Genomic DNA, 19117 nt, shown 5'->3' with positions numbered 1-19117 from the left:
CATTTCCCTAACGTAACGAAACCTTCGCATGATGCTTGCATGGTGGCGCGAACGCGATAGCTTGGTTCCTGACAAAAGACAGGCTGCGCGCAGTAGCCGGATATAAAACGGGAGAGAGTTCAATGCGAGTTTCAACAATGACAACGGGGCCCGTGCTGGCGGTGGTCACGGCGATGGCCGCGCCTATGGCGCTGGCCGAGAACCGGATCGATACCCAGATGCCCACAGCCCCTGATATGGCGGCCTATGGCGACGAAGCGATCGGCGTGCGCCAGCTTGATCTGGTGCATAAGGACCAGATCAATATTCTGTCCATCGATCCCGCAGCGGACAAACCTGAAACCCTGCCGCGCTATGATCGCTCGCTGACCGTAGAGGTCTGGTACCCCGCCGCAGACGGGGCCACCGGCGACACCGCGATCAAGGCGTTCATCCGCGATGGCAAGACCGAGGTCACCTTGCAAGGCAAAGCCATGCGCGACGCGGACCCCGCACAGCCCGACGCGGCCTATCCGCTGGTCATCGTCTCCCACGGGTATCCCGGCAACCGCTTCCTGATGTCCCATCTGGCCGAGAATATCGCGTCAAAGGGCTATGTCGTGGCGTCCATCGATCACCTCGATTCCACCTATCGCACGCAGGCGGCCTTTGGCTCTACGCTGGTGAACCGGTCGCTGGACCAGCTTTTCGTGCTGGATGAAATGGCGCGTCTGTCGCAAGACGAAAGCTCTTTTCTCAATGGGTTGGTGGATGCGGATAACACCGGTTTGATCGGCTATTCCATGGGCGGCTACGGCGCGGTGATCACCGCAGGTGGTGGCGTGACCGAAGCGTCGGTCGGCTATGGCTGGGGCGGGCCGCATGGCACGTTGGGCATCCATCAGGCGGGGTCCGAGACGCATAACAACCTGCCCGACCCAAGGATCAAAACCGCCATCGCGATCGGCCCCTGGGGCATGAACACGGGCTTCTGGGATGCCGAAGGCTTGAAGGGCGTGCAGATCCCCATGCTCTTCATGGCCGGGTCCGAGGATATGGTATCGCTTTACGAAAAAGGCGTGCGCGCCATTTGGGAAAACGCCAGCAGCGTCGACCGCGCCTTGCTGACCTTTGAAAACGGCGGCCACAATGCGGCGGCCCCGATGCCTGCGCCTGCGGAATCCTTTCGCGATGACGCTGATCTGGGGTTCAACGTGTCGGGCCACTATACCGATCCGGTCTGGGACACGGTGCGCATGAACAACATCGCGCAGCATTTCGCCACCGTCTGGATGGCACAGCATCTCAAGGGCGATGCCGAGATGGGGGCCTATCTTGATCTGGTCGAAAACTCCAATGACGGGGTCTGGTCGATGAACGAGGATGGCACCCCGAAGGAAGATCACAGCTATTGGAAGGGGTTCGACAAGGACACCGCCAAAGGGTTGCGCTATGAAACCCTGTCGCCCGAGTAAGGAGCACCGCTGATGATGCGCTTGCGTATCATGTTCTCGCATGCGGCCGTCGTGGTGATGGCGGTCGCCTGTGGGGCGGGGCTGGTGGGATTGGCGCTGTTCGCGCCGCTATGGGTCTGGGCGCTGATCCCCTTGGGGGTCGCCGCGCAAATGCTGAATGAATACAACCTGCACCGCTATGTGTTCCACCTGTCGCCCCCGCGGGCGCAATGGGCATTCAACCTGCTGTATATGGCGCACTACGGTCATCATGATTTCCCGACCAACACCAAACTGTTTTTCGTGCCGATCTGGGTCGCTTTGCCGATGCTACTGGTGAACGGAGGGCTGCTGTGGGGTGTTCTTGCCCTGTTTGGTGTGCCGCAGGCGGGCTGGATCGCCGTGGCCATCGTGCCAGTGGGCGGGGTGCTGACCTTTCTGGTCTATGAATGGTTCCACATGACCGCCCATGTGAACGTGCCAAAAACGCGGGTAGAGCGTTATGTGACCACGCTGCACAACCAGCATCACTTCCGCGATTTCAGCAAGTGGTTCCACGTCAGCCCCGGCGGGGCCGTGATTGACCGCGCGATGGGGACGGCGATTGACCGCGAGGCGCTAAAGCACCAGCAACGGATTGAATTTATTCGTACTTTGGGGATGCGACCCAATGACCCAAGGCTGATCGCAGCGCGGGAGCGCTTTGCCGCGAAATACAACCTGTCAGAGGCAGAGATCGCCCGCGCGGCGGTTGTCTGACCTCCGCACAGGGCGTGTATTCATCAAATTAACGGGGTGTGGCGATCAGAACTCCTGATCGCCGCCGCCATTCTCACTCTGCCACGGTTTCACAAGGTTACCAAAGCGGGTGTAGCGCCCTTCAAAGCTGAGATCGACAGTACCAATCGGGCCGTGACGCTGTTTGCCGATGACCACTTCGGCGCGACCGTGCAAACGCTCCATCTCTTCTTGCCAGATCGCCATTTTATCCAGCTCGTGATCGCCGGGCTTTTCGCGTTCCTTATAGTACTCCTCGCGGAACACGAACATCACGACGTCGGCATCCTGTTCGATCGACCCGGATTCACGCAAATCCGACAGCTGCGGGCGTTTATCTTCGCGGTTTTCCACCTGACGCGACAGCTGCGACAGGGCGATCACGGGGATGTTGAGCTCTTTCGCGATGGCCTTGAGGCCCATGGTGATTTCCGAGATTTCATTCACCCGGTTTTCGCCTTTGCCCGTCCCGCGCACCAGCTGGAGATAGTCGATAATCAACACGTCCAGCCCGTGGGTCCGCTTGAGCCGCCGCGCACGGGCGGCCAGCTGGCTGATCGGCAGGGCGGGTGTGTCGTCGATATAAAGCGGGCAGGCTTCCAGCGCTTTGGCGGCATCGACGAAACGGCGGAATTCGGTCTCTGTCATATCACCGGACCGGATCTGGTGGGACGGGATTTCGGCCGCTTCGGACAGGATACGCGCAGCCAACTGCTCCGCGCTCATCTCGAGGCTGTAGAACCCGACAACGCCACCATCTACCGCGCCTTCGGTGCCGTCATGCAAGGTGCCACGGCGGTAGGCTTTGGCGACGTTGAAGGCGATGTTCGTCGCAAGCGAGGTTTTCCCCATCGACGGACGACCGGCAAGGATCAAAAGGTCAGAGGGGTGCAAGCCGCCCAGCTTTTTATCCATATCAATCAGACCGGTAGAGACACCGGATAGGCCACCGTCGCGCTGGTAGGCCGCATTGGCCACGTTGACCGCATCGGTCACGGCTTTCAGAAAACTCTGGAAACCGCTTTCGGTCTGACCCTGCTCGGCGAGCTTATAGAGTTTCTGTTCGGCCTCGACGATCTGTTCGCGCGGCTCTGACGCGACATCGACCTGTGCGGCTTTGGCCGCGATGTCACGGCCCAACTGGATCAGGTCGCGGCGCACCGCCAGATCATAGATCATCTGCGCATAGTCACGCACGGCAAAGGCGCTGATCGCGGCACCGGCTAGGCGCACCAGATAGGCGGGGCCGCCAAGTTCTTTCAACCCTTCGTCATCCTCCATAAACGCCTTGAGCGTGACGGGGGAGGCAAGGTTGTTCTTGGCGATCCGCGCGGCGGCGATCTCGAAAATACGGGCGTGAACGGGGTCGTAGAAATGCTTGGGACCGATGACAGACGCCACGCGGTCGTAGATATCGTTGTTGGTCAGGATCGCGCCCAACAACTGCTGTTCCGCTTCGATGGAATGCGGCATTGTCTCGGCCGCTTGAACCGTTAGCTGGTTACCGTCGATGCTTGAAATCTCGTTCATGCTACGTGTTGCCCCACTGATTAATGACCCGAGGCTTATCTACCCGAGCCGCCCGTCATCCCGCAATCTTTATAAGCTGTGGATAACCTGATCTCTGCGCTAGCGTAGCATATGTCGCGTGATTTTACACCACGCGACACAATATCATGTGGATTGCTTAGGTTTTTTTCCGCGCATCCTGCCACGCTTCGGGTGCGTTCAGGAAGGCTTCGACTTCGGTCAGGGTTTCTGTGTCAAACGCGTTCTGCGCTTTGGCCTCGGCCAGCACATCCCACCAGGTGCACAGGCTGTGCAACGTAACCCCGTGATCGCCCAAGGTCTTTTCTGTCTGCGGAAAAATACCGTAGTAAAAGATCACTGCCGTATGCGCGCAGGTTGCACCAGTATCGCGAATCGCGTCGACAAAGCTGATCTTTGAGCCGCCATCGGTGGTTAGATCCTCGACCAGCAAAACCCGTTGGCCTTCGGTCATTTCACCTTCGATGCGGGCGTTGCGGCCATAGCCTTTGGGCTTCTTGCGCACATAGGTCATGGGCAGCGCCATGCGCTCGGCCACCATCGCGGCAAAGGGGATGCCCGCGGTTTCACCGCCCGCGATATTGTCAAACGCCTCGAACCCCGCTTCGCGCATCACTGTGACGGTCAGGAAGTCCATCAAGGTGGCGCGGATGCGCGGATAGCTGATCAGCTTGCGGCAATCGATATAGGTCGGGCTTGGCAGACCAGAGGCGAGGGTAAAGGGCTCTGCCGCGTTGAAATGAACGGCCTTGATCTCCAGCAACATCCGCGCGGTCAAGCGCGCCATTTCGGTAGAGTCGGGGTAGCTGGTGGGGATCATGTCATGCGTTCCTTTTGGGGCCTTGGCGTTGAGGGCGGTGGTGGCCGGTCTCATCCTGCTGCGACCGGCAAACTGTCTTTGGTGGGGGGGCGTCAGTCGGTGACGGACCAGTTCAGCGGCATCATCGGATCGAACACGGTGACCGGCCCGTCGGGCGTGTCGATGTGATCGGGGTAGGTCGCCGGTGTGCGGGTCAGCGTCATCGTCGCCTCGTTCGGGACCAACCCGTAGAAATCCGGCCCGTTCAGCGAGGTAAACCGTTCCAATTGGTCGAGCGCGTCTTCCTGTTCAAAGACCTCGGCCAGGATCGACATGGTGTTGGGCGCGGTAAAGCAGCCGGCACAGCCGCAGGGCAGCAGCTTGTTCGCGTCCGTGTGAGGCGCGGAATCCGTGCCCAGAAAGAAACGCGCGTCGCCCGAAGTCGCGGCAGCACGCAGGGCCAGACGGTGGCTCTCGCGTTTGGCGACGGGCAGGCAGTAGTAATGCGGTTTGATCCCACCGGCGAGGATATGGTTGCGGTTGATCACCAGATGGTGCGTGGTGATGGTCGCGCCCAGATTCCCGGTGCTTTCCGTGACATACTGGGCGGCGTCGGCGGTGGTAATATGCTCCATCACGACTTTCAGCCCCGCATGACGGGTGCGGATCGGGTCAAGCACGCGGTCGATGAACACGGCCTCGCGGTCGAAAATGTCGATCTCGGGGTCGGTGACCTCGCCGTGGGTGCACAGGGGCAGGCCGATCTCGGCCATGCGTTCCAGCACGGGCGCAACATTGTCAAAGTTCGACACGCCGCTGGCCGAATTTGTCGTCGCACCGGCGGGGTAGAGCTTGACCGCGGTGATCAACCCGCTGGCATGGGCGGCGGCCACATCGTCGGGATCGGTATCCTCGGTCAGATACAGGGTCATCAGCGGCCTGAAATTCGCGCCCTCGGGCAGTGCCGCGAGGATACGATCGCGGTAGGCGGCTGCATCGGCACCGCGCACCACCGGGGGCACCAGATTGGGCATGATGATGGCGCGGGCAAAATGCGCGGCGGTATGGGGCAACACGGCGTCCAGCATCGCGCCGTCGCGCAGGTGCAGGTGCCAATCATCGGGGCGTCGAAGCGTGAGGGTCTGTGTCATGGGCTCCCCGCTAGCACAGGGCGTGCGGGCGCGCTAGTCTCGGGTTGGTCAAAGGGACCGCAGCAACCGTCAGCCGGTGGTTTTGGCTGCATCCTGAGATGGCGTATCCGGTTCCTCTGCAGTCCCGTTTTCCTGTGCGACACGCAGGGCCAGTTCGGCCTCTAACTGCTTTTTGCGCCGGACAAACCGAGGGGCCGACATATGCCCTGTCACGAAATTGCAAAGCGTGAGCGTCAACGGATCGCGCTGCTCGCGTTCCAGCGCGGCAAGCAGGCCTTTCAGATAGGGGCGGTGATCGCGGCGCGCCCGGGCGATGCGTGCAAAGCTCGCGATTGTTAGCTCGCCATCGGCTGCAAGGGTCAGCAGGTTTTCGAACTGGTCAAGCTCCAGCAGTTTCGATTGCAGCGCCGTGCCCATGCGCCGCATCCGAAGTTTGGTCGCATTGGGGCGGGTAAAGAGGCTGGCATGCATCGCGTCCAGCGGCACAGTCGGGTCATAGATCACAAAAGCGGCCTCGGCCGCGTCCAGCATATCGGGGGCATATCCGAACCGGGAGGTGAAATCCGTGCGCCGCATCTCGACAAAGCGATCGTCCCATTCGGTCACGCTGGGGTCCAGCGTCGCTTGCGGCTGGATGGCAACGACCTTCGCCCCCGGTGCCGCGACAGAGAATGCCGCAGCCGCATAGCCGCCCGGACCCGCGCCATAAAAGACCACGCGGTCAAAGCCGTCGAAAAAGCCATCGTCGATCAGCCGGTCGAAAAACGCGTAAACGGGCGCGTCCCGGAACCATGTATCCCCTTCTGACGCCAGACAAAGATGCGACCAGCCTTCGCTGCGCACCATTTCCCAGCCCAAGGGGTGCGCCATCGATGACAAGGCGCGCATCCCGTTGATGGTTTCAAAGCTGACCAGCAGGGTAGAGGATTTTTCCAGAAACATCGCATGGTGCCTTGACCCGAGCGCTTCATAGAACCCGCCATTCTGCGCGACCTGCTTCACAGCATCCATCCACTCGGTTTTGGAATAGTCCTCAAAAGACGTGTCGAGCGTTACGGCGGTATCGATCATGGTAAACTTCCTCAATCGTATCTGGGCACAGGAAACCCCCTGGCTTTTGGTCTGAGGTATCGGCGCATTAAGGCGAAAATGCGGAGATTTGAAGCACATTTATAGCACATTCTGTGGTCGCTCCAAGGCATAGAGTTTGCTGAACCCCGTGCAGACCCCTTGACCGCGCGGGATCAGAATGCACCACTCGTCCCAATCACAACCGGAGAATGCCATGCAACTGCCCCCTTCGATCGACGCCGTGCAAGAGCTGCTTGCGGGGCAGGGATATGTCTGCGGGCGGCCTTTGGCCACGGTGGTGTTCCTGAGCCTGACCTTGGGCCGGCCGCTGTTCCTCGAGGGAGAGGCAGGCGTCGGCAAGACAGAGATCGCCAAAGCATTGGCGCTGGCCTTGGACCGCAAGTTGATCCGGTTGCAATGCTATGAAGGGCTGGACGCCGCCACGGCGGTCTACGAATGGAACTTCCCTGCCCAGATGGTGGCAATCCGCACGGCCGAGGCCACGGGCGATCGCTCGCGACAGCAGCTCACAACAGAACTCTTTAGCGACGACTTTCTAATCGAACGCCCCTTGCTTGAAGCGATGCGCCCTGACGGACGCGGCGCCCCCATCCTGTTGATCGACGAGCTTGACCGCACGGACGCCCCGTTCGAAGCCTTCCTGCTTGAGGCGCTCAGCGATTTTCAGGTCACGATCCCCGAACTTGGCACGATAAAGGCCCCCGAGCCGCCCATCGTGATCCTGACCTCGAACCGCACGCGCGAGGTGCATGACGCGCTCAAACGCCGCTGTCTTTATCACTGGGTCGATTATCCCGATTTCCCCCGCGAGATGGAGATTCTGGCCGCCCGCGCCCCCGAAGCCTCAGCCGCGCTCAGCCGCGAGGTCGTGGCCTTTGTCCAGCACCTTCGGACCGAGGACCTGTTCAAGAAGCCCGGCGTGGCCGAAACCATTGATTGGGCAAAATGTCTGCTGGCGCTGGATGTGATCAACCTCAGCCCCGAAACCATTGCGGATACGCTTGGGGCGATCCTGAAATACCAGGATGATATCGCTAAACTGCAAGGATCAGAGGCGAAACGCATCCTCGATCAAGCCAAAGCCACGCTGGACGCGACCCCTTGACTGATACTGCCGCTTCCAAATGGTCTAAAATCCTCGGGGGTCCGGGGGCCGACAGCCCCCGGCGGCAGGCGACCTGATGGAACATCTGCCCCTGGATCTGCCCGATAACCCCAAACTCGCCGGCAATATCACCCATTTCGCCCGTGCCCTGCGCCGCGCCGGCATGCCCATTGGTCCCGGCCGCGTGATCGACGCGATCCGCGCGGTAGAGGTGGCGGGGTTCACCGACAAAACCGATTTCTACTGGACCCTGCACGCCTGCTTTGTGAACCGTCCTGAACACCGGACCATCTTTGCGCAGCTCTTCCGGCTTTATTGGCGCGACCCGCGGTATCTGGAGCATATGATGGCCGCGATGCTGCCCGCGATCCGTGGCGTGCAAGAAGACCGCCCCGCCCAAGCCGCCGAGAAACGCGCGGCAGAGGCGCTGCTGGACGGTGCCGAAGCGCCGGAACGCGACCGCGAAGAACCGCAAGACGAAGGCGAGACAGAGATCGAGGTCGATGCCAGCCTGACCATGTCCTCGCAAGAACGGCTGCGCAGTCTTGATTTCGAACTGATGAGCCTCGCGGAGGTGGCGGAGGCCAAGAAGATGCTGGCGCGGTTGCGCTTGCCGGTCAAACCCATGCCGTCACGCCGTGCCATGACGTCCCCGAGGGGGCGGATCGACGCGGGGCGCAGCCTGCGGGCTGCGTTGCGCCGGGGCGGCGAGATGGACAAGCTGGTGCTGAAAACCCCGCGCCCACGCTATCCCAATCTGGTGGTGCTTTGTGATATCTCCGGTTCCATGAGCCAATATTCCCGCATGGTGCTGCATTTCCTGCACGCGGTGAGCAATGCCAAGGGCGCGGGGTGGGCGCAGGTGCATGCGTTTACCTTTGGCACGCGGCTGACCAATATCACCCGCCATCTGGCGACACGCGACGTGGATGCAGCGCTCAAGGCGGCGGGGGCAGAGGCGCAGGATTGGGAGGGCGGCACGCGCATCGGGGCCTGTATAGAGGCGTTCAACCGCGATTGGTCGCGGCGGGTCATGGGGCAGGGTGCGGTTGTACTGTTGATCACTGACGGGCTGGACCGCGATGCGCCCGATGATCTGGCGCGACAGATGCAGCGGTTGCATCTGTCCGCACGTCGGCTGATCTGGCTAAATCCGCTGCTGCGGTGGGACGGGTTCGCGCCCAAAGCGGCGGGTATCCGTGCGATGTTGCCCTTTACCGACAGCTTTCGGGCCGGTCACTCGATTGCGTCGTTGCAAGAACTGGCAGAGGTGATCTCCCGCCCCGATGACCGGGGCGAGAAAACGCGATTGATGCAGATGATGGGGGCGACCCCTTAGGCGAAAGTTTCGGCAAAAGCCCCGCGATAGGTCGCCGACAGGTCAGCCAAAGGCGCTTTGACGCCGCCGAAGTTGACTTGATCCCCGCCGAACTTGCCGACGCTTTCCAGATGCAGGCCGGCGTTTTGCGCGGCGATCATCAGGGCTTCGGCCTGATCGAAGTTACAGGCGATCAGATAGCGGGCTTGATCCTCGCCAAACAGAACCTGCGTATCGGCAGAATCCAGGGTCACGCCGACGCCGGCCTCGTCCGCCAGTTCAAAGGCTGCCAGCGCCAGACCGCCGTCCGACAGGTCGGTGCAGGCTTTGATCAACGCGCGGTTGGCACGGATGAATTCACCGTGGGCCTTCTCCAGCGCCAGATCGACATGGGGGGCGTCGCCATCGCGGCGGTTGAACACTTCAAGCAGCAGGGCGGATTGTCCGATGTGCCCTTCGGTGGCCCCAAGAACCAAAGCGACATGACCCTCGCGGACCTCTTTGCCGATGATCTCGTCCGTATGTTTAAGCAGGCCGACCGCGCCAATGGTGGGGGTGGGCAGAATGCCTTTGCCGTCGGTTTCGTTATACAGCGACACGTTGCCCGATACGATCGGCATGTCCAGCGCGGCAACCGCTTCGCCGATGCCTTTCAGCGCGCCAACGAACTGGCCCATGATCTCGGGCTTTTCGGGGTTGCCGAAGTTGAGGTTGTCCGTGGTCGCCAGCGGCAGTGCCCCTACGGCACAGAGGTTGCGGTAGGCTTCGGCCACGGCCTGTTTGCCGCCTTCGACAGGGTTCGCCTTGACGTAGCGGGGCGTCACATCCGAGGTAAAGGCGATCGCCTTGTCGGTGCCATGCACGCGCACGATGCCCGATCCCAGACCGGGGGTGCGGGCGCTGTCGCCCATGACCATCGTGTCGTATTGTTCAAACACCCATGCTTTGGACGCGTAGTTCGGGCTGGAGATCAGCGCGCTCAACCCGTCGATGGGGTCGATGCCGGGGACATCCGACAGCGGTTCGGCTGCGGGTGTCTCGACATAGGGGCGGTCGTATTCGGGCGCGTTGCCTGACAGCGCTTTAAGCGGCAGGTCGGCTTTGACCTCGCCATTGTGCACGATCAGGAAACGGTCCTCGGCGATTGTTTCGCCTACGATGGCGAAATCGAGGTCCCATTTGTCAAAGACGGCTTTCGCCTCGGCTTCGAGTTCGGGGCGCAGCACCATCAGCATCCGTTCCTGGGATTCCGACAGCATCATCTCGTAGGCGGTCATGGCGTGTTCGCGGGTCGGGACCTTTTCGAGGTCCAGACGCACACCAAGGTTGCCCTTGTCGCCCATTTCCACGGCCGAACAGGTCAGGCCTGCAGCGCCCATATCCTGGATCGAAATCACGGCACCGGTCGCCATCAGTTCGAGCGTGGCTTCCATCAGGCGTTTTTCGGTGAAGGGGTCGCCGACCTGAACGGTGGGACGTTTGTCTTCGATGGTGTCGTCGAACTCGGCCGAGGCCATCGTCGCGCCGCCCACGCCGTCGCGGCCGGTTTTCGCGCCAAGGTAAACGACTGGCATGCCGACGCCGGAAGCGGCGGAATAGAAGATCTTGTCGGTGTCGGCCAAACCCGCGGCAAAGGCATTCACAAGGCAGTTGCCGTCATAGGCGGTGTCAAAGCGCACTTCGCCGCCCACCGTGGGCACGCCAAAGCAGTTACCGTAGCCGCCCACACCCGCGACCACGCCATGCACCAGCTGGCGTGTCTTGCGGTGGTCGGGCGACCCGAAGCTAAGAGAGTTCATCGCCGCGATCGGACGCGCGCCCATCGTGAAGACGTCCCGCAGGATGCCGCCCACGCCGGTCGCCGCACCCTGATAGGGTTCGATGTAGGACGGGTGGTTGTGGCTTTCCATTTTGAAGACCAGCGCTTGGCCATCGCCGATATCAACGATGCCCGCATTCTCGCCCGGTCCGCAGATCACCTGTGGGCCTTCGGTCGGTAGGGTACGCAGCCATTTCTTCGACGATTTGTAGGAACAGTGTTCGTTCCACATGGCCGAAAAGATGCCCAGTTCGGTAAAGGTGGGTTCGCGCCCGATGATATCCAGAATACGCTGATATTCTTCGGCATTGATGCCGTGGCTGGAAATCAGGTCTTGGGTGATGGCTGGTTCGGTCATGGTGCGCGTTTTCCCCTAGCAATATGCCACACCTCTTAGATCAAGCGCAGCGCGGGGAAAAGACCTAAGGCTCGTGAAGGGCCATAGCCAAAAAAAAGGCCGAGCACGAAGCTCGGCCGAGTCCAACAGGGAGGTATGAAGTAGCGGCGCGGAGCCGCCCGTCTTCATACCGCCCAATTAAGTGGCGTTCGTGCACGGTTCAAGGATGGAATCGTTAATCTATGACATGTCCGATATGCGGTTTTCGCATAGCTAGTGGGACTCTTTCTCGCGCAGCAGTTTGCGGTGGGTAATGATCTCGTCCTGCACGAAGTCTTTAAAGGCCGCGACCCGCTTGGAGGCGCGCAATTCTTCGGGGTAGGCAAGGAATACGGGCACATCCGCCAACTCGGTCTCTGGCAGAACTTGCACCAGATCGGGGAAGTCTTGGATGAGGTAGTCGGGTAGCACGCCGATCCCGAGGTTGTTGATCACCGCTTGCAATACGCCAAAGTAGTTGTTCACCGTCAGCATCGACCGCACGTCATGCATCATAAGCTGCTGGATCAGGTTCAGACCCGCATGCACCTGGTTGCTGTCGGTGTTCTGGCAGATCAGACGGTGGTCCGACATATCCTCAAGCCGCTGGGGCGTGCCGTTCGCCGCAAGATAGGCGGGCGAGGCATACATGCACATCTTGATCATCATCAGCTTCTTGCGGACCAGATCGGCTTGCGACGGCTCTTTCATGCGGATGGCGACATCGGCTTCGCGCATGGGCAGGTCAAGGACGCGTTCTTCGAGCATCAGGTCGACCTTGAGGTCGGGGTATTTCTCGTAGAGCTTCGGCAGACGCGGGGCCAGCCATAGGGTGCCAAAGCCCGTGGTCGTGGTGACACGCAATTCGCCAAAGACTTCTTCCTCGCTGTCGCGGATGCGCGCAGCGGCGGTATCAAGCCGTTTGGACATGGCGACGGTGGCGTCGAACAGCAGCTCGCCTTGTTCGGTCAGGATCAAGCCGCGTGCATGGCGGTGGAACAGGTTGGTGTTCAGCTGCTCTTCCAGTCCGCGGATCTGGCGGCTGACGGCAGATTGGGACAAATTCAGCTTGTCGCCCGCATGGGTCAAGCTGCCCGCATCCGCCACGGCGTGAAATATTCTGAGCTTGTCCCAATCCATGAGGACTACCTTTATAATGAGCGCAGTGTTCGCAAGAACGGTCATCTTTGCGCGTTTTTCAGTTTAAAAACAACCCTCCGACGCGGCGCATCGGTATAGGTGCGGTTATCTTATCACGGATAGATCGGGCGAGGGTGCAAAAGATCAAGCCCCGCGCCTTGGCGCTTTATGACCTAGGGTCAGACACAACGCTAGACAGGTCAGCTTTTGTGACCTAGTGTGAAGCCATAGCTATTGATTGCACGTAGGGGAGGACGCGCTATGGGTACGCAAAAAATTTCACTAACTGACCGGTATGACCTCGAGAAATCGCCCGTGTTGCTGAACGGCACACAGGCGTTGGTGCGCCTGACGATGATGCAGGCGGCACGGGACAAGGCGGCAGGGTTGAATACCGCCGGATACGTGACCGGATATCGTGGATCGCCACTGGGGGCCGTTGACCTTCAGATGGACCGCGCCGCCAAGACGCTGGCCGCACATAACGTCGTGTTCGAGCCGGGCCTGAACGAAGATCTTGCCGCTACGGCCCTATGGGGCAGCCAGCAGGCAGAATTGCGCGGTGAGGGGAAGTACGACGGTGTGTTTGGCCTGTGGTACGGCAAGGGCCCGGGTGTTGACCGCTCTGGTGACGTGATGCGCCACGCGAATATGGCGGGATCTTCCGTGAACGGTGGTGTTCTGATGGCCATGGGGGATGACCACACGGGTGAATCCTCTACCGTGTTGCACCAGTCCGAATGGGCGATGGTGGATGCCTATATGCCCGTCGTCAGCCCCGCCGGTGTGCAGGAGATCCTGGACTACGGTATCTATGGCTGGGCGCTAAGCCGTTTCAGCGGGCTGTGGGTCGGGCTCAAGACGATGAAGGACACCGTAGAGGCAACATCGGTCGTGAATGGTGACCCGAATCGAATGAAGCTGGTCACCCCGCAGTTCGATATGCCCGACGGCGGGCTGAACATTCGTCTGCAAGACACGCCGCATCTGCAAGAAGCGCGGATGATCGATTATAAGCGCTTTGCCGCAGAGGCGTTTAGCCACGCCAACAAGATGGACAAACGCATGTGGGGCAAGCGCGGGGCCAAGATCGGCATCGCGGCAGCCGGCAAGAACTGGCTGGATGTGATCCACGCCATGAGCTTGCTTAACATCGACGAGAACGAAGCCGAACGTCTGGGGATCACGCTCTATAAGATCGGGCAGACCTTCCCGCTGGATATGAAGGGGTTCCATTCCTGGGCCGAAGGGCTCGATCTGGTGATCGTCGTGGAAGAGAAGCGCAAGCTGATCGAGGTGCAGATCAAAGAGGCATTGTTCTCGGATACGCATCGCCGCGTCTATGGCTGGCACAAAGGCGGTGGTGCCGGGATGGAGCATGGCGAAGAGCTGTTCCCCACCCGTGGCGCACTGGACCCGATCTGGATTGCCGAAAAGCTGGGCGGTATCTTTATCGAGGAAGGCCGCACCACCGATGGCATCAAGGCGGGTATGGAAGCGCTGGATACCGCGCGACGTGCCGATAACGCCGAAGACATCGCCGCGCGTGTGCCCTACTTCTGTTCGGGCTGTCCGCATAACTCATCAACCAAGCTACCAGAGGGGAGCCGCGCCTACGCCGGGATCGGGTGCCACTATATGGTGCAATGGATGGATCGCGAGACAACCGGCTTTACCCATATGGGAGGGGAAGGCGCGAACTGGATCGGTGAATCCAAATTCTCGACACGCGACCATGTGTTCCAGAACCTCGGGGACGGGACATACAACCATTCGGGCAATCTGGCGATCCGTGCGGCCATCGCGGCCAAGACGAACATCACCTACAAGATCCTTTATAACGATGCCGTCGCCATGACCGGTGGCCAGCACAACGAAGGCGATCTGGACGCGCCGCGTATCGTGGCAAAGGTGAAGGCCATGGGCGTCAAGAATATCGCCGTGGTCTATGACGAGAAAGAAGATGTAGACGAAAAAGCCTTTGGCGACGTGCCGATGTACGAGCGTGCAGACCTGCAGACCGTGCAAGAGAATTTCGCCAAACACAAAGGCGTCAGCGTCATCGTCTATATCCAGACCTGTGCCGCCGAGAAACGTCGCCGTCGCAAACGGGGGCTGTTCCCTGATCCCGACAAGCGCGTGTTCATCAATACCGATGTCTGCGAAGGCTGCGGGGATTGTGGTGTGCAGTCCAACTGCGTCTCGATCGTGCCCGAAGAAACAGAACTGGGGCGCAAACGGGCGATTGATCAATCCTCGTGCAACAAGGATTTCTCGTGCGTTAAAGGGTTCTGCCCGTCCTTCGTGACGCTGGAAGGGGCGAAGATCCGCAAGGATCCCACGACAGAGGTCAAGATCCCCGACCTGCCCATGCCGACCCTGCCTGCGATCAATGGCACGCATAACGTGGTGATCACCGGTGTTGGTGGGACCGGCGTTGTGACCATCGGTGCCGTGCTGGCGCAAGCCGCGCAGATTGACGGCAAGGGCGCTGGGATGATGGAGATGGCAGGCCTTGCCCAAAAGGGCGGTGCCGTACATATCCATTGCCGTCTTGCGAACCGTCCCGAAGATATCAGCGCCATTCGCGTGGCAACGGGTGAAGCGGATGCGTTGATCGGGGGCGATCTTGTTGTCTCTGCCGGGACCAAGACGCTTGGCCTGACGCGCGCTGGGCGGACGGGGGCGGTTGTGAACTCGCACCAGATCATCACGGGCGAGTTTACCCGCGATACCGAGTTCCAGATGCCCTACGACCGGCTGACCCTCGCGCTTGAGGCGCGGCTCAAGGATGACGTCGCGCTGTTTGATGCCTCTGATCTGGCGAAGGCGACGCTGGGGGATTCGATCTATTCGAACATGATGATCTTCGGCGCGGCGTGGCAGCAGGGGTTGATCCCGCTGTCGCTGGACAGCTTGCAACAGGCGATCACCTTGAACGGTGCCGCGGTCGAGCGGAACCTGCGTGCGTTTGAACTGGGCCGTTGGGCCGTGCTGCACCCCGAAGATGCCAAGCGCGTGATGACACCCAATGTTGTCGCCCTGCCGAAAACGCTGGATGAACGGATCGCCTTCCGCAAGGACCACCTGATCGCCTATCAGGGCAAGCGGCTGGCGAAGCGTTATGGCACCATGGTGGACGGCATTACCGACGCGCGCCTGAAAGAGGCCGTGGCCTTGGGCTACCACAAGCTCTTGTCCTATAAGGATGAATACGAGGTCGCGCGCCTGTTGAAATCCACCCGCGCCAAAGTGGCAGAGGCCTTTGAGGGGGATCCCAAGCTCACCTTCAACCTTGCGCCACCGATCCTGTCGAAAACCGGCGCGGATGGCCGTCCGATGAAACGGACCTTTGGCGCGTGGATGGAGGGGCCGTTCAACATGCTGGCGCGGATGAAGTTCCTGCGCGGCACGCCGTTCGATCCCTTTGGCCGCACCGAAGAACGCCGGATGGAGCGGTCCTTGATCACGCAATACGAGGCCGACATGAAGGATGTTCTGCCCAAGCTGACCGACGCAACCCATGACGCGATTGTCGCCTTGGCAGAGCTTCCCTTGCAGATCCGCGGCTTTGGTCCGGTGAAACAGTCGAATGAAGCCAAGGCCGCAAAGCGGCGCGAAGAGCTGCTGGCCGTCATCCGGTCAGGCGGCACGCAAAACTCGCGCGCGGCTGAATAGGCAGAATAGGCTGAATAGGCTGTCTGTCACGCGACTGTCATGATCCACTGCTAGAGGGCAAGGCAAAGCCCGTGAAAAGGAACCGACCTTGACCCTCTTGCAGCCCGATCTTCGGCCCCTGACAGCGCGTGACATCAGCTATGCCTATTCCGCCAAATCGCGGCCCGCGCGTGCCTTCATCCGCCTGATGGAGAATAGCACAGGGCGGTTAGGGCTGATGAAACGCGCAACCGGCTATGAAGACGACATGGCGCGCGGGATGGGGTTCTTTGACGTGATGGTGCAGCGCTATGGGCTGACGCTTGATGTCGTGGGCGGCAGTCTGGCGAATATCCCCGAAACAGGGCCTGTCATCGCGCTGGCGAACCATCCTTACGGTATTCTGGACGGGTTGATGCTGGGGCATATGTTGGCGCGCCGCCGGGACGGATTCAAGATCATGGCCCATTCGGTCTTTAACCGCGCACCCGACCTGAACCGCCATCTGCTACCGATCAGTTTTGACGAGGACAAGGCCGCGCTGGCGCTGAACCTGCGCACGCGCAAGACCGCGCTGGAGTATCTGGGGCAGGGTGGCGCGGTTGGTATCTTTCCGGGGGGCACCGTCAGCACCAGCGCACGGCCGTTTTCGCGCCCCATGGACCCGGGCTGGCGCAGCTTTACCGCCCGCATGATCGCGAAATCGGATGCCAGCGTCGTGCCGATCTACTTTGACGGCCACACCAGCCGTCTGTTCCAGATTGCCAGCCATCTGCATCACACCCTGCGCATGGGGCTGCTGATCAAGGAATTCCGCAAACGCGTCGACACGCCCGTGCGCGTGGTCATCGGCGACCCCATCGGCAGAAACGTGCTGGACCCCATGGCAAAAGACGCAAAAGCTATGATGGATTTCCTGCGCAAAGCGACGTATGAGTTGTCACCAGACCCGGCAAAATCCTTTGATCTGGGGTTTGAATTTGAAGATCGGCATCGTGCCGACAGGTGACGGCAAGGTGTTATGGCAGTTGGTATTTTCGATTCTGGGCTAGGCGGGCTGACCGTTTGGGATGCCGTGCAGGCACAGCTACCGGATGTGGATTTCGTGTATTTGGCCGATAGCGCCCATGCGCCCTACGGTGTGCGTAATGCGGATGACATTTATAACCTGACCACTGCTGCAACCCAGCGTCTGTTCGATGCGGGCTGCGATCTGGTGATCTTGGCGTGCAACACGGCCTCTGCCGCGGCGCTTCGCCGGATGCAGGAAGGGTGGATCCCGTCGGACAAGCGCGTGTTGGGCGTCTTTGTGCCGCTGATCGAGGCGATGACAGAACGCCAATGGGGCGACAATTCCCCCCCGCGCGAGGTGGATCTCAAGCACGTGGCGCTGTTTGCGACGCCCGCAACGGTGGCAAGCCGTGCGTTCCAGCGTGAACTGGCCTTTCGGGCGATCGGGGTCGATGTCGAAGCGCAGGCCTGTGGGGGTGTCGTCGATGCGATCGAGGACGGTGATTTCATCCTCGCCGAAGCGCTGGTGCGCAGCCATGTGGACGCGCTGAAACGCAAGATGCCCGCGCCCGAAGCGGCCATTCTGGGCTGCACCCATTACCCGCTGATGCAGGAAACCTTTCAGGACGCGCTTGGCCCCGATGTCAAAGTGTTCAGCCAGGCCAATCTGGTCGCCCATAGTCTGAGTGACTATCTAAAGCGTCACCCCAATATGCTGGGCACGGGCGAGGCGGCTTTCCTGACCACGGGCGACCCTAAAAAGGTCAGCAGCCGTGCGACGCAATTCTTGCGACGACCGTTGACCTTTCAAGCGGCCTAACACGTATTTGCTAACACTTTCCGAACGGAACCCGACATGACCCATAATATCGCCATTCTTGGTGCCTCCGGCTATACCGGAGCCGAGCTGATCCGGCTGATCGCTGGCCATTCTTCTATGCAGATCAAAGCTTTGGGGGCAAACTCCAAGGCGGGGCAAACCATCGCAGAGGTGTTTCCACATCTGCGCCATCTCGACCTGCCCACATTGGTCACCATTGAAGAGATCGATTTCTCGGAGATTGACCTGTGCTTTTGCGCCTTGCCCCATAAGACCAGCCAAGAGGTCATCGCGAACCTGCCTAAAGACCTGAAAATCGTCGATCTTTCGGCAGATTTCCGGCTGCGCGACCCCGAGGCCTACGCCAAGTGGTACGGCAACCCCCATGCCGCGCTGGAGCAGCAGAAAGAGGCGGTCTATGGCCTCACCGAATTCTACCGCGAAGAGATCAAATCCGCGCGTCTTGTGGCCGGTACGGGCTGTAACGCCGCCACCGGCCAGTTCGCCCTGCGCCCCTTGATCGAAAAAGGCGTGATTGATCTGGACGACATCATCCTTGACCTCAAATGCGCCGTGTCCGGTGCGGGGCGGTCGTTGAAGGAAAACCTGCTGCATGCAGAACTGTCCGAGGGGTATCATGCCTATTCCCTTGGCGGAACGCACCGCCATCTGGGTGAGTTTGACCAAGAGTTTTCCGCCATTGCCGGCCGTCCGGTCAAGGTGCAGTTCACCCCTCATCTGGTGCCCGCCAACCGCGGGATTTTGGCGACCGTCTATGTCAAAGGCGACGCCGAGGTGATCCACAAAACCCTTGCCGCGGCCTATGATGCAGAGCCCTTTATCGAGGTGCTGCCCATGGGGGAGGCCCCGAGCACGCGCCATATTCGCGGGTCGAACTTCTGTCATATCGGCGTGGTGGCAGACCGGATCGACGGCCGCGCCATTGTGGTTGCCGCGCTCGATAATTTGACCAAAGGCTCCAGCGGGCAGGCGTTGCAAAACGCCAACCTGATGTTAGGTATTGACGAGGTCGAGGGGCTGATGATGGCTCCGCTATTTCCCTGAGGGCGC

The 19117-nt window shown here is 60.5% G+C and carries 14 protein-coding genes; 8 read left to right on the top strand and 6 right to left on the bottom strand.

Annotated elements, in window-relative coordinates; all coding sequences use genetic code 11:
* Positions 1-137 precede the first annotated feature (137 nt).
* Entirely contained in the window at positions 138-1454 is a 1317-nt protein-coding gene (locus SJY36_RS09625) for an alpha/beta hydrolase family protein (RefSeq protein ID WP_386176485.1), read from the top strand.
* A 12-nt stretch (positions 1455-1466) separates the two neighbouring features.
* Positions 1467-2192: a sterol desaturase family protein gene (locus tag SJY36_RS09620; protein WP_037944440.1), complete on the top strand. Its 726-nt coding sequence runs from the start codon at positions 1467-1469 to the stop codon at positions 2190-2192.
* A 45-nt stretch (positions 2193-2237) separates the two neighbouring features.
* Here SJY36_RS09620 and SJY36_RS09615 read toward each other — a convergent pair whose 3' ends face one another.
* The 4 genes from SJY36_RS09615 to SJY36_RS09600 form a co-directional block, all read right to left on the bottom strand.
* Positions 2238-3740, bottom strand: a complete 1503-nt coding sequence (locus SJY36_RS09615; protein WP_005853895.1) for a replicative DNA helicase — start codon at positions 3738-3740, stop codon at positions 2238-2240.
* Between the two features lie 157 nt (positions 3741-3897).
* A complete protein-coding gene (locus tag SJY36_RS09610; protein WP_005853893.1) occupies positions 3898-4578 on the bottom strand; it encodes an orotate phosphoribosyltransferase in 681 nt (226 codons plus the stop codon).
* Between the two features lie 92 nt (positions 4579-4670).
* Positions 4671-5708, bottom strand: coding sequence for a dihydroorotase (gene pyrC / locus SJY36_RS09605; RefSeq protein ID WP_386174610.1), 1038 nt, complete (start codon positions 5706-5708; stop codon positions 4671-4673).
* A 69-nt stretch (positions 5709-5777) separates the two neighbouring features.
* Complete coding sequence (locus SJY36_RS09600) at positions 5778-6779, bottom strand: phosphoadenosine phosphosulfate reductase (RefSeq protein WP_386174607.1); 1002 nt, start codon at positions 6777-6779, stop codon at positions 5778-5780.
* A gap of 214 nt (positions 6780-6993) precedes the next feature.
* Between SJY36_RS09600 and SJY36_RS09595 the strand changes: the two genes are divergently transcribed.
* Together SJY36_RS09595 and SJY36_RS09590 are read left to right on the top strand one after the other, a co-directional pair.
* Positions 6994-7905, top strand: coding sequence for a MoxR family ATPase (locus SJY36_RS09595; protein WP_037944437.1), 912 nt, complete (start codon positions 6994-6996; stop codon positions 7903-7905).
* Between the two features lie 76 nt (positions 7906-7981).
* Positions 7982-9244, top strand: a complete 1263-nt coding sequence (locus SJY36_RS09590) for a VWA domain-containing protein (protein WP_386174605.1) — start codon at positions 7982-7984, stop codon at positions 9242-9244.
* On the opposite strand, the gene purL is transcribed toward SJY36_RS09590, so the two are convergent.
* Positions 9241-11400, bottom strand: a complete 2160-nt coding sequence (purL, locus tag SJY36_RS09585) for a phosphoribosylformylglycinamidine synthase subunit PurL (protein ID WP_005853882.1) — start codon at positions 11398-11400, stop codon at positions 9241-9243. The two genes, SJY36_RS09590 and purL, sit on opposite strands and share 4 nt — an antisense overlap.
* A gap of 252 nt (positions 11401-11652) precedes the next feature.
* Positions 11653-12558 (bottom strand): LysR family transcriptional regulator, encoded by a 906-nt coding sequence (locus SJY36_RS09580; RefSeq protein ID WP_367581058.1) that lies wholly within the window; start codon positions 12556-12558, stop codon positions 11653-11655.
* A 261-nt stretch (positions 12559-12819) separates the two neighbouring features.
* Here SJY36_RS09580 and SJY36_RS09575 point away from each other — a divergent pair, with 261 nt between their 5' ends.
* From SJY36_RS09575 to argC, 4 genes are all read left to right on the top strand, one after another.
* Entirely contained in the window at positions 12820-16236 is a 3417-nt protein-coding gene (locus tag SJY36_RS09575; protein WP_386174602.1) for an indolepyruvate ferredoxin oxidoreductase family protein, read from the top strand.
* A gap of 88 nt (positions 16237-16324) precedes the next feature.
* Entirely contained in the window at positions 16325-17224 is a 900-nt protein-coding gene (locus tag SJY36_RS09570) for a lysophospholipid acyltransferase family protein (protein WP_386174599.1), read from the top strand.
* 12 nt (positions 17225-17236) lie between these two features.
* Positions 17237-18046: a glutamate racemase gene (locus SJY36_RS09565; RefSeq protein WP_005853874.1), complete on the top strand. Its 810-nt coding sequence runs from the start codon at positions 17237-17239 to the stop codon at positions 18044-18046.
* Between the two features lie 36 nt (positions 18047-18082).
* A complete protein-coding gene (gene argC / locus SJY36_RS09560; RefSeq protein ID WP_288960060.1) occupies positions 18083-19111 on the top strand; it encodes an N-acetyl-gamma-glutamyl-phosphate reductase in 1029 nt (342 codons plus the stop codon).
* Positions 19112-19117 lie beyond the last annotated feature (6 nt).

The organism is Sulfitobacter sp. R86518, from assembly GCF_042466275.1.
Taxonomy (GTDB): domain Bacteria; phylum Pseudomonadota; class Alphaproteobacteria; order Rhodobacterales; family Rhodobacteraceae; genus Sulfitobacter; species Sulfitobacter pontiacus.
Note: the sequence above shows the minus strand (reverse complement) of the source record. Positions and strands in the feature narration are given on the sequence as shown.

Excerpts from the sequence above, each read along its gene's own strand:
- SJY36_RS09625 (WP_386176485.1), top strand. The coding sequence starts at position 138 with ATGACAACGGGGCCCGTGCTGGCGGTGGTCACGGCGATGGCCGCGCCT.
- SJY36_RS09620 (WP_037944440.1), top strand. The coding sequence starts at position 1,467 with ATGATGCGCTTGCGTATCATGTTCTCGCATGCGGCCGTCGTGGTGATG.
- SJY36_RS09615 (WP_005853895.1), bottom strand. The coding sequence starts at position 3,740 with ATGAACGAGATTTCAAGCATCGACGGTAACCAGCTAACGGTTCAAGCG.
- SJY36_RS09610 (WP_005853893.1), bottom strand. The coding sequence starts at position 4,578 with ATGATCCCCACCAGCTACCCCGACTCTACCGAAATGGCGCGCTTGACC.
- pyrC (WP_386174610.1), bottom strand. The coding sequence starts at position 5,708 with ATGACACAGACCCTCACGCTTCGACGCCCCGATGATTGGCACCTGCAC.
- SJY36_RS09600 (WP_386174607.1), bottom strand. The coding sequence starts at position 6,779 with ATGATCGATACCGCCGTAACGCTCGACACGTCTTTTGAGGACTATTCC.
- SJY36_RS09595 (WP_037944437.1), top strand. The coding sequence starts at position 6,994 with ATGCAACTGCCCCCTTCGATCGACGCCGTGCAAGAGCTGCTTGCGGGG.
- SJY36_RS09590 (WP_386174605.1), top strand. The coding sequence starts at position 7,982 with ATGGAACATCTGCCCCTGGATCTGCCCGATAACCCCAAACTCGCCGGC.
- purL (WP_005853882.1), bottom strand. The coding sequence starts at position 11,400 with ATGACCGAACCAGCCATCACCCAAGACCTGATTTCCAGCCACGGCATC.
- SJY36_RS09580 (WP_367581058.1), bottom strand. The coding sequence starts at position 12,558 with ATGGATTGGGACAAGCTCAGAATATTTCACGCCGTGGCGGATGCGGGC.
- SJY36_RS09575 (WP_386174602.1), top strand. The coding sequence starts at position 12,820 with ATGGGTACGCAAAAAATTTCACTAACTGACCGGTATGACCTCGAGAAA.
- SJY36_RS09565 (WP_005853874.1), top strand. The coding sequence starts at position 17,237 with ATGGCAGTTGGTATTTTCGATTCTGGGCTAGGCGGGCTGACCGTTTGG.
- argC (WP_288960060.1), top strand. The coding sequence starts at position 18,083 with ATGACCCATAATATCGCCATTCTTGGTGCCTCCGGCTATACCGGAGCC.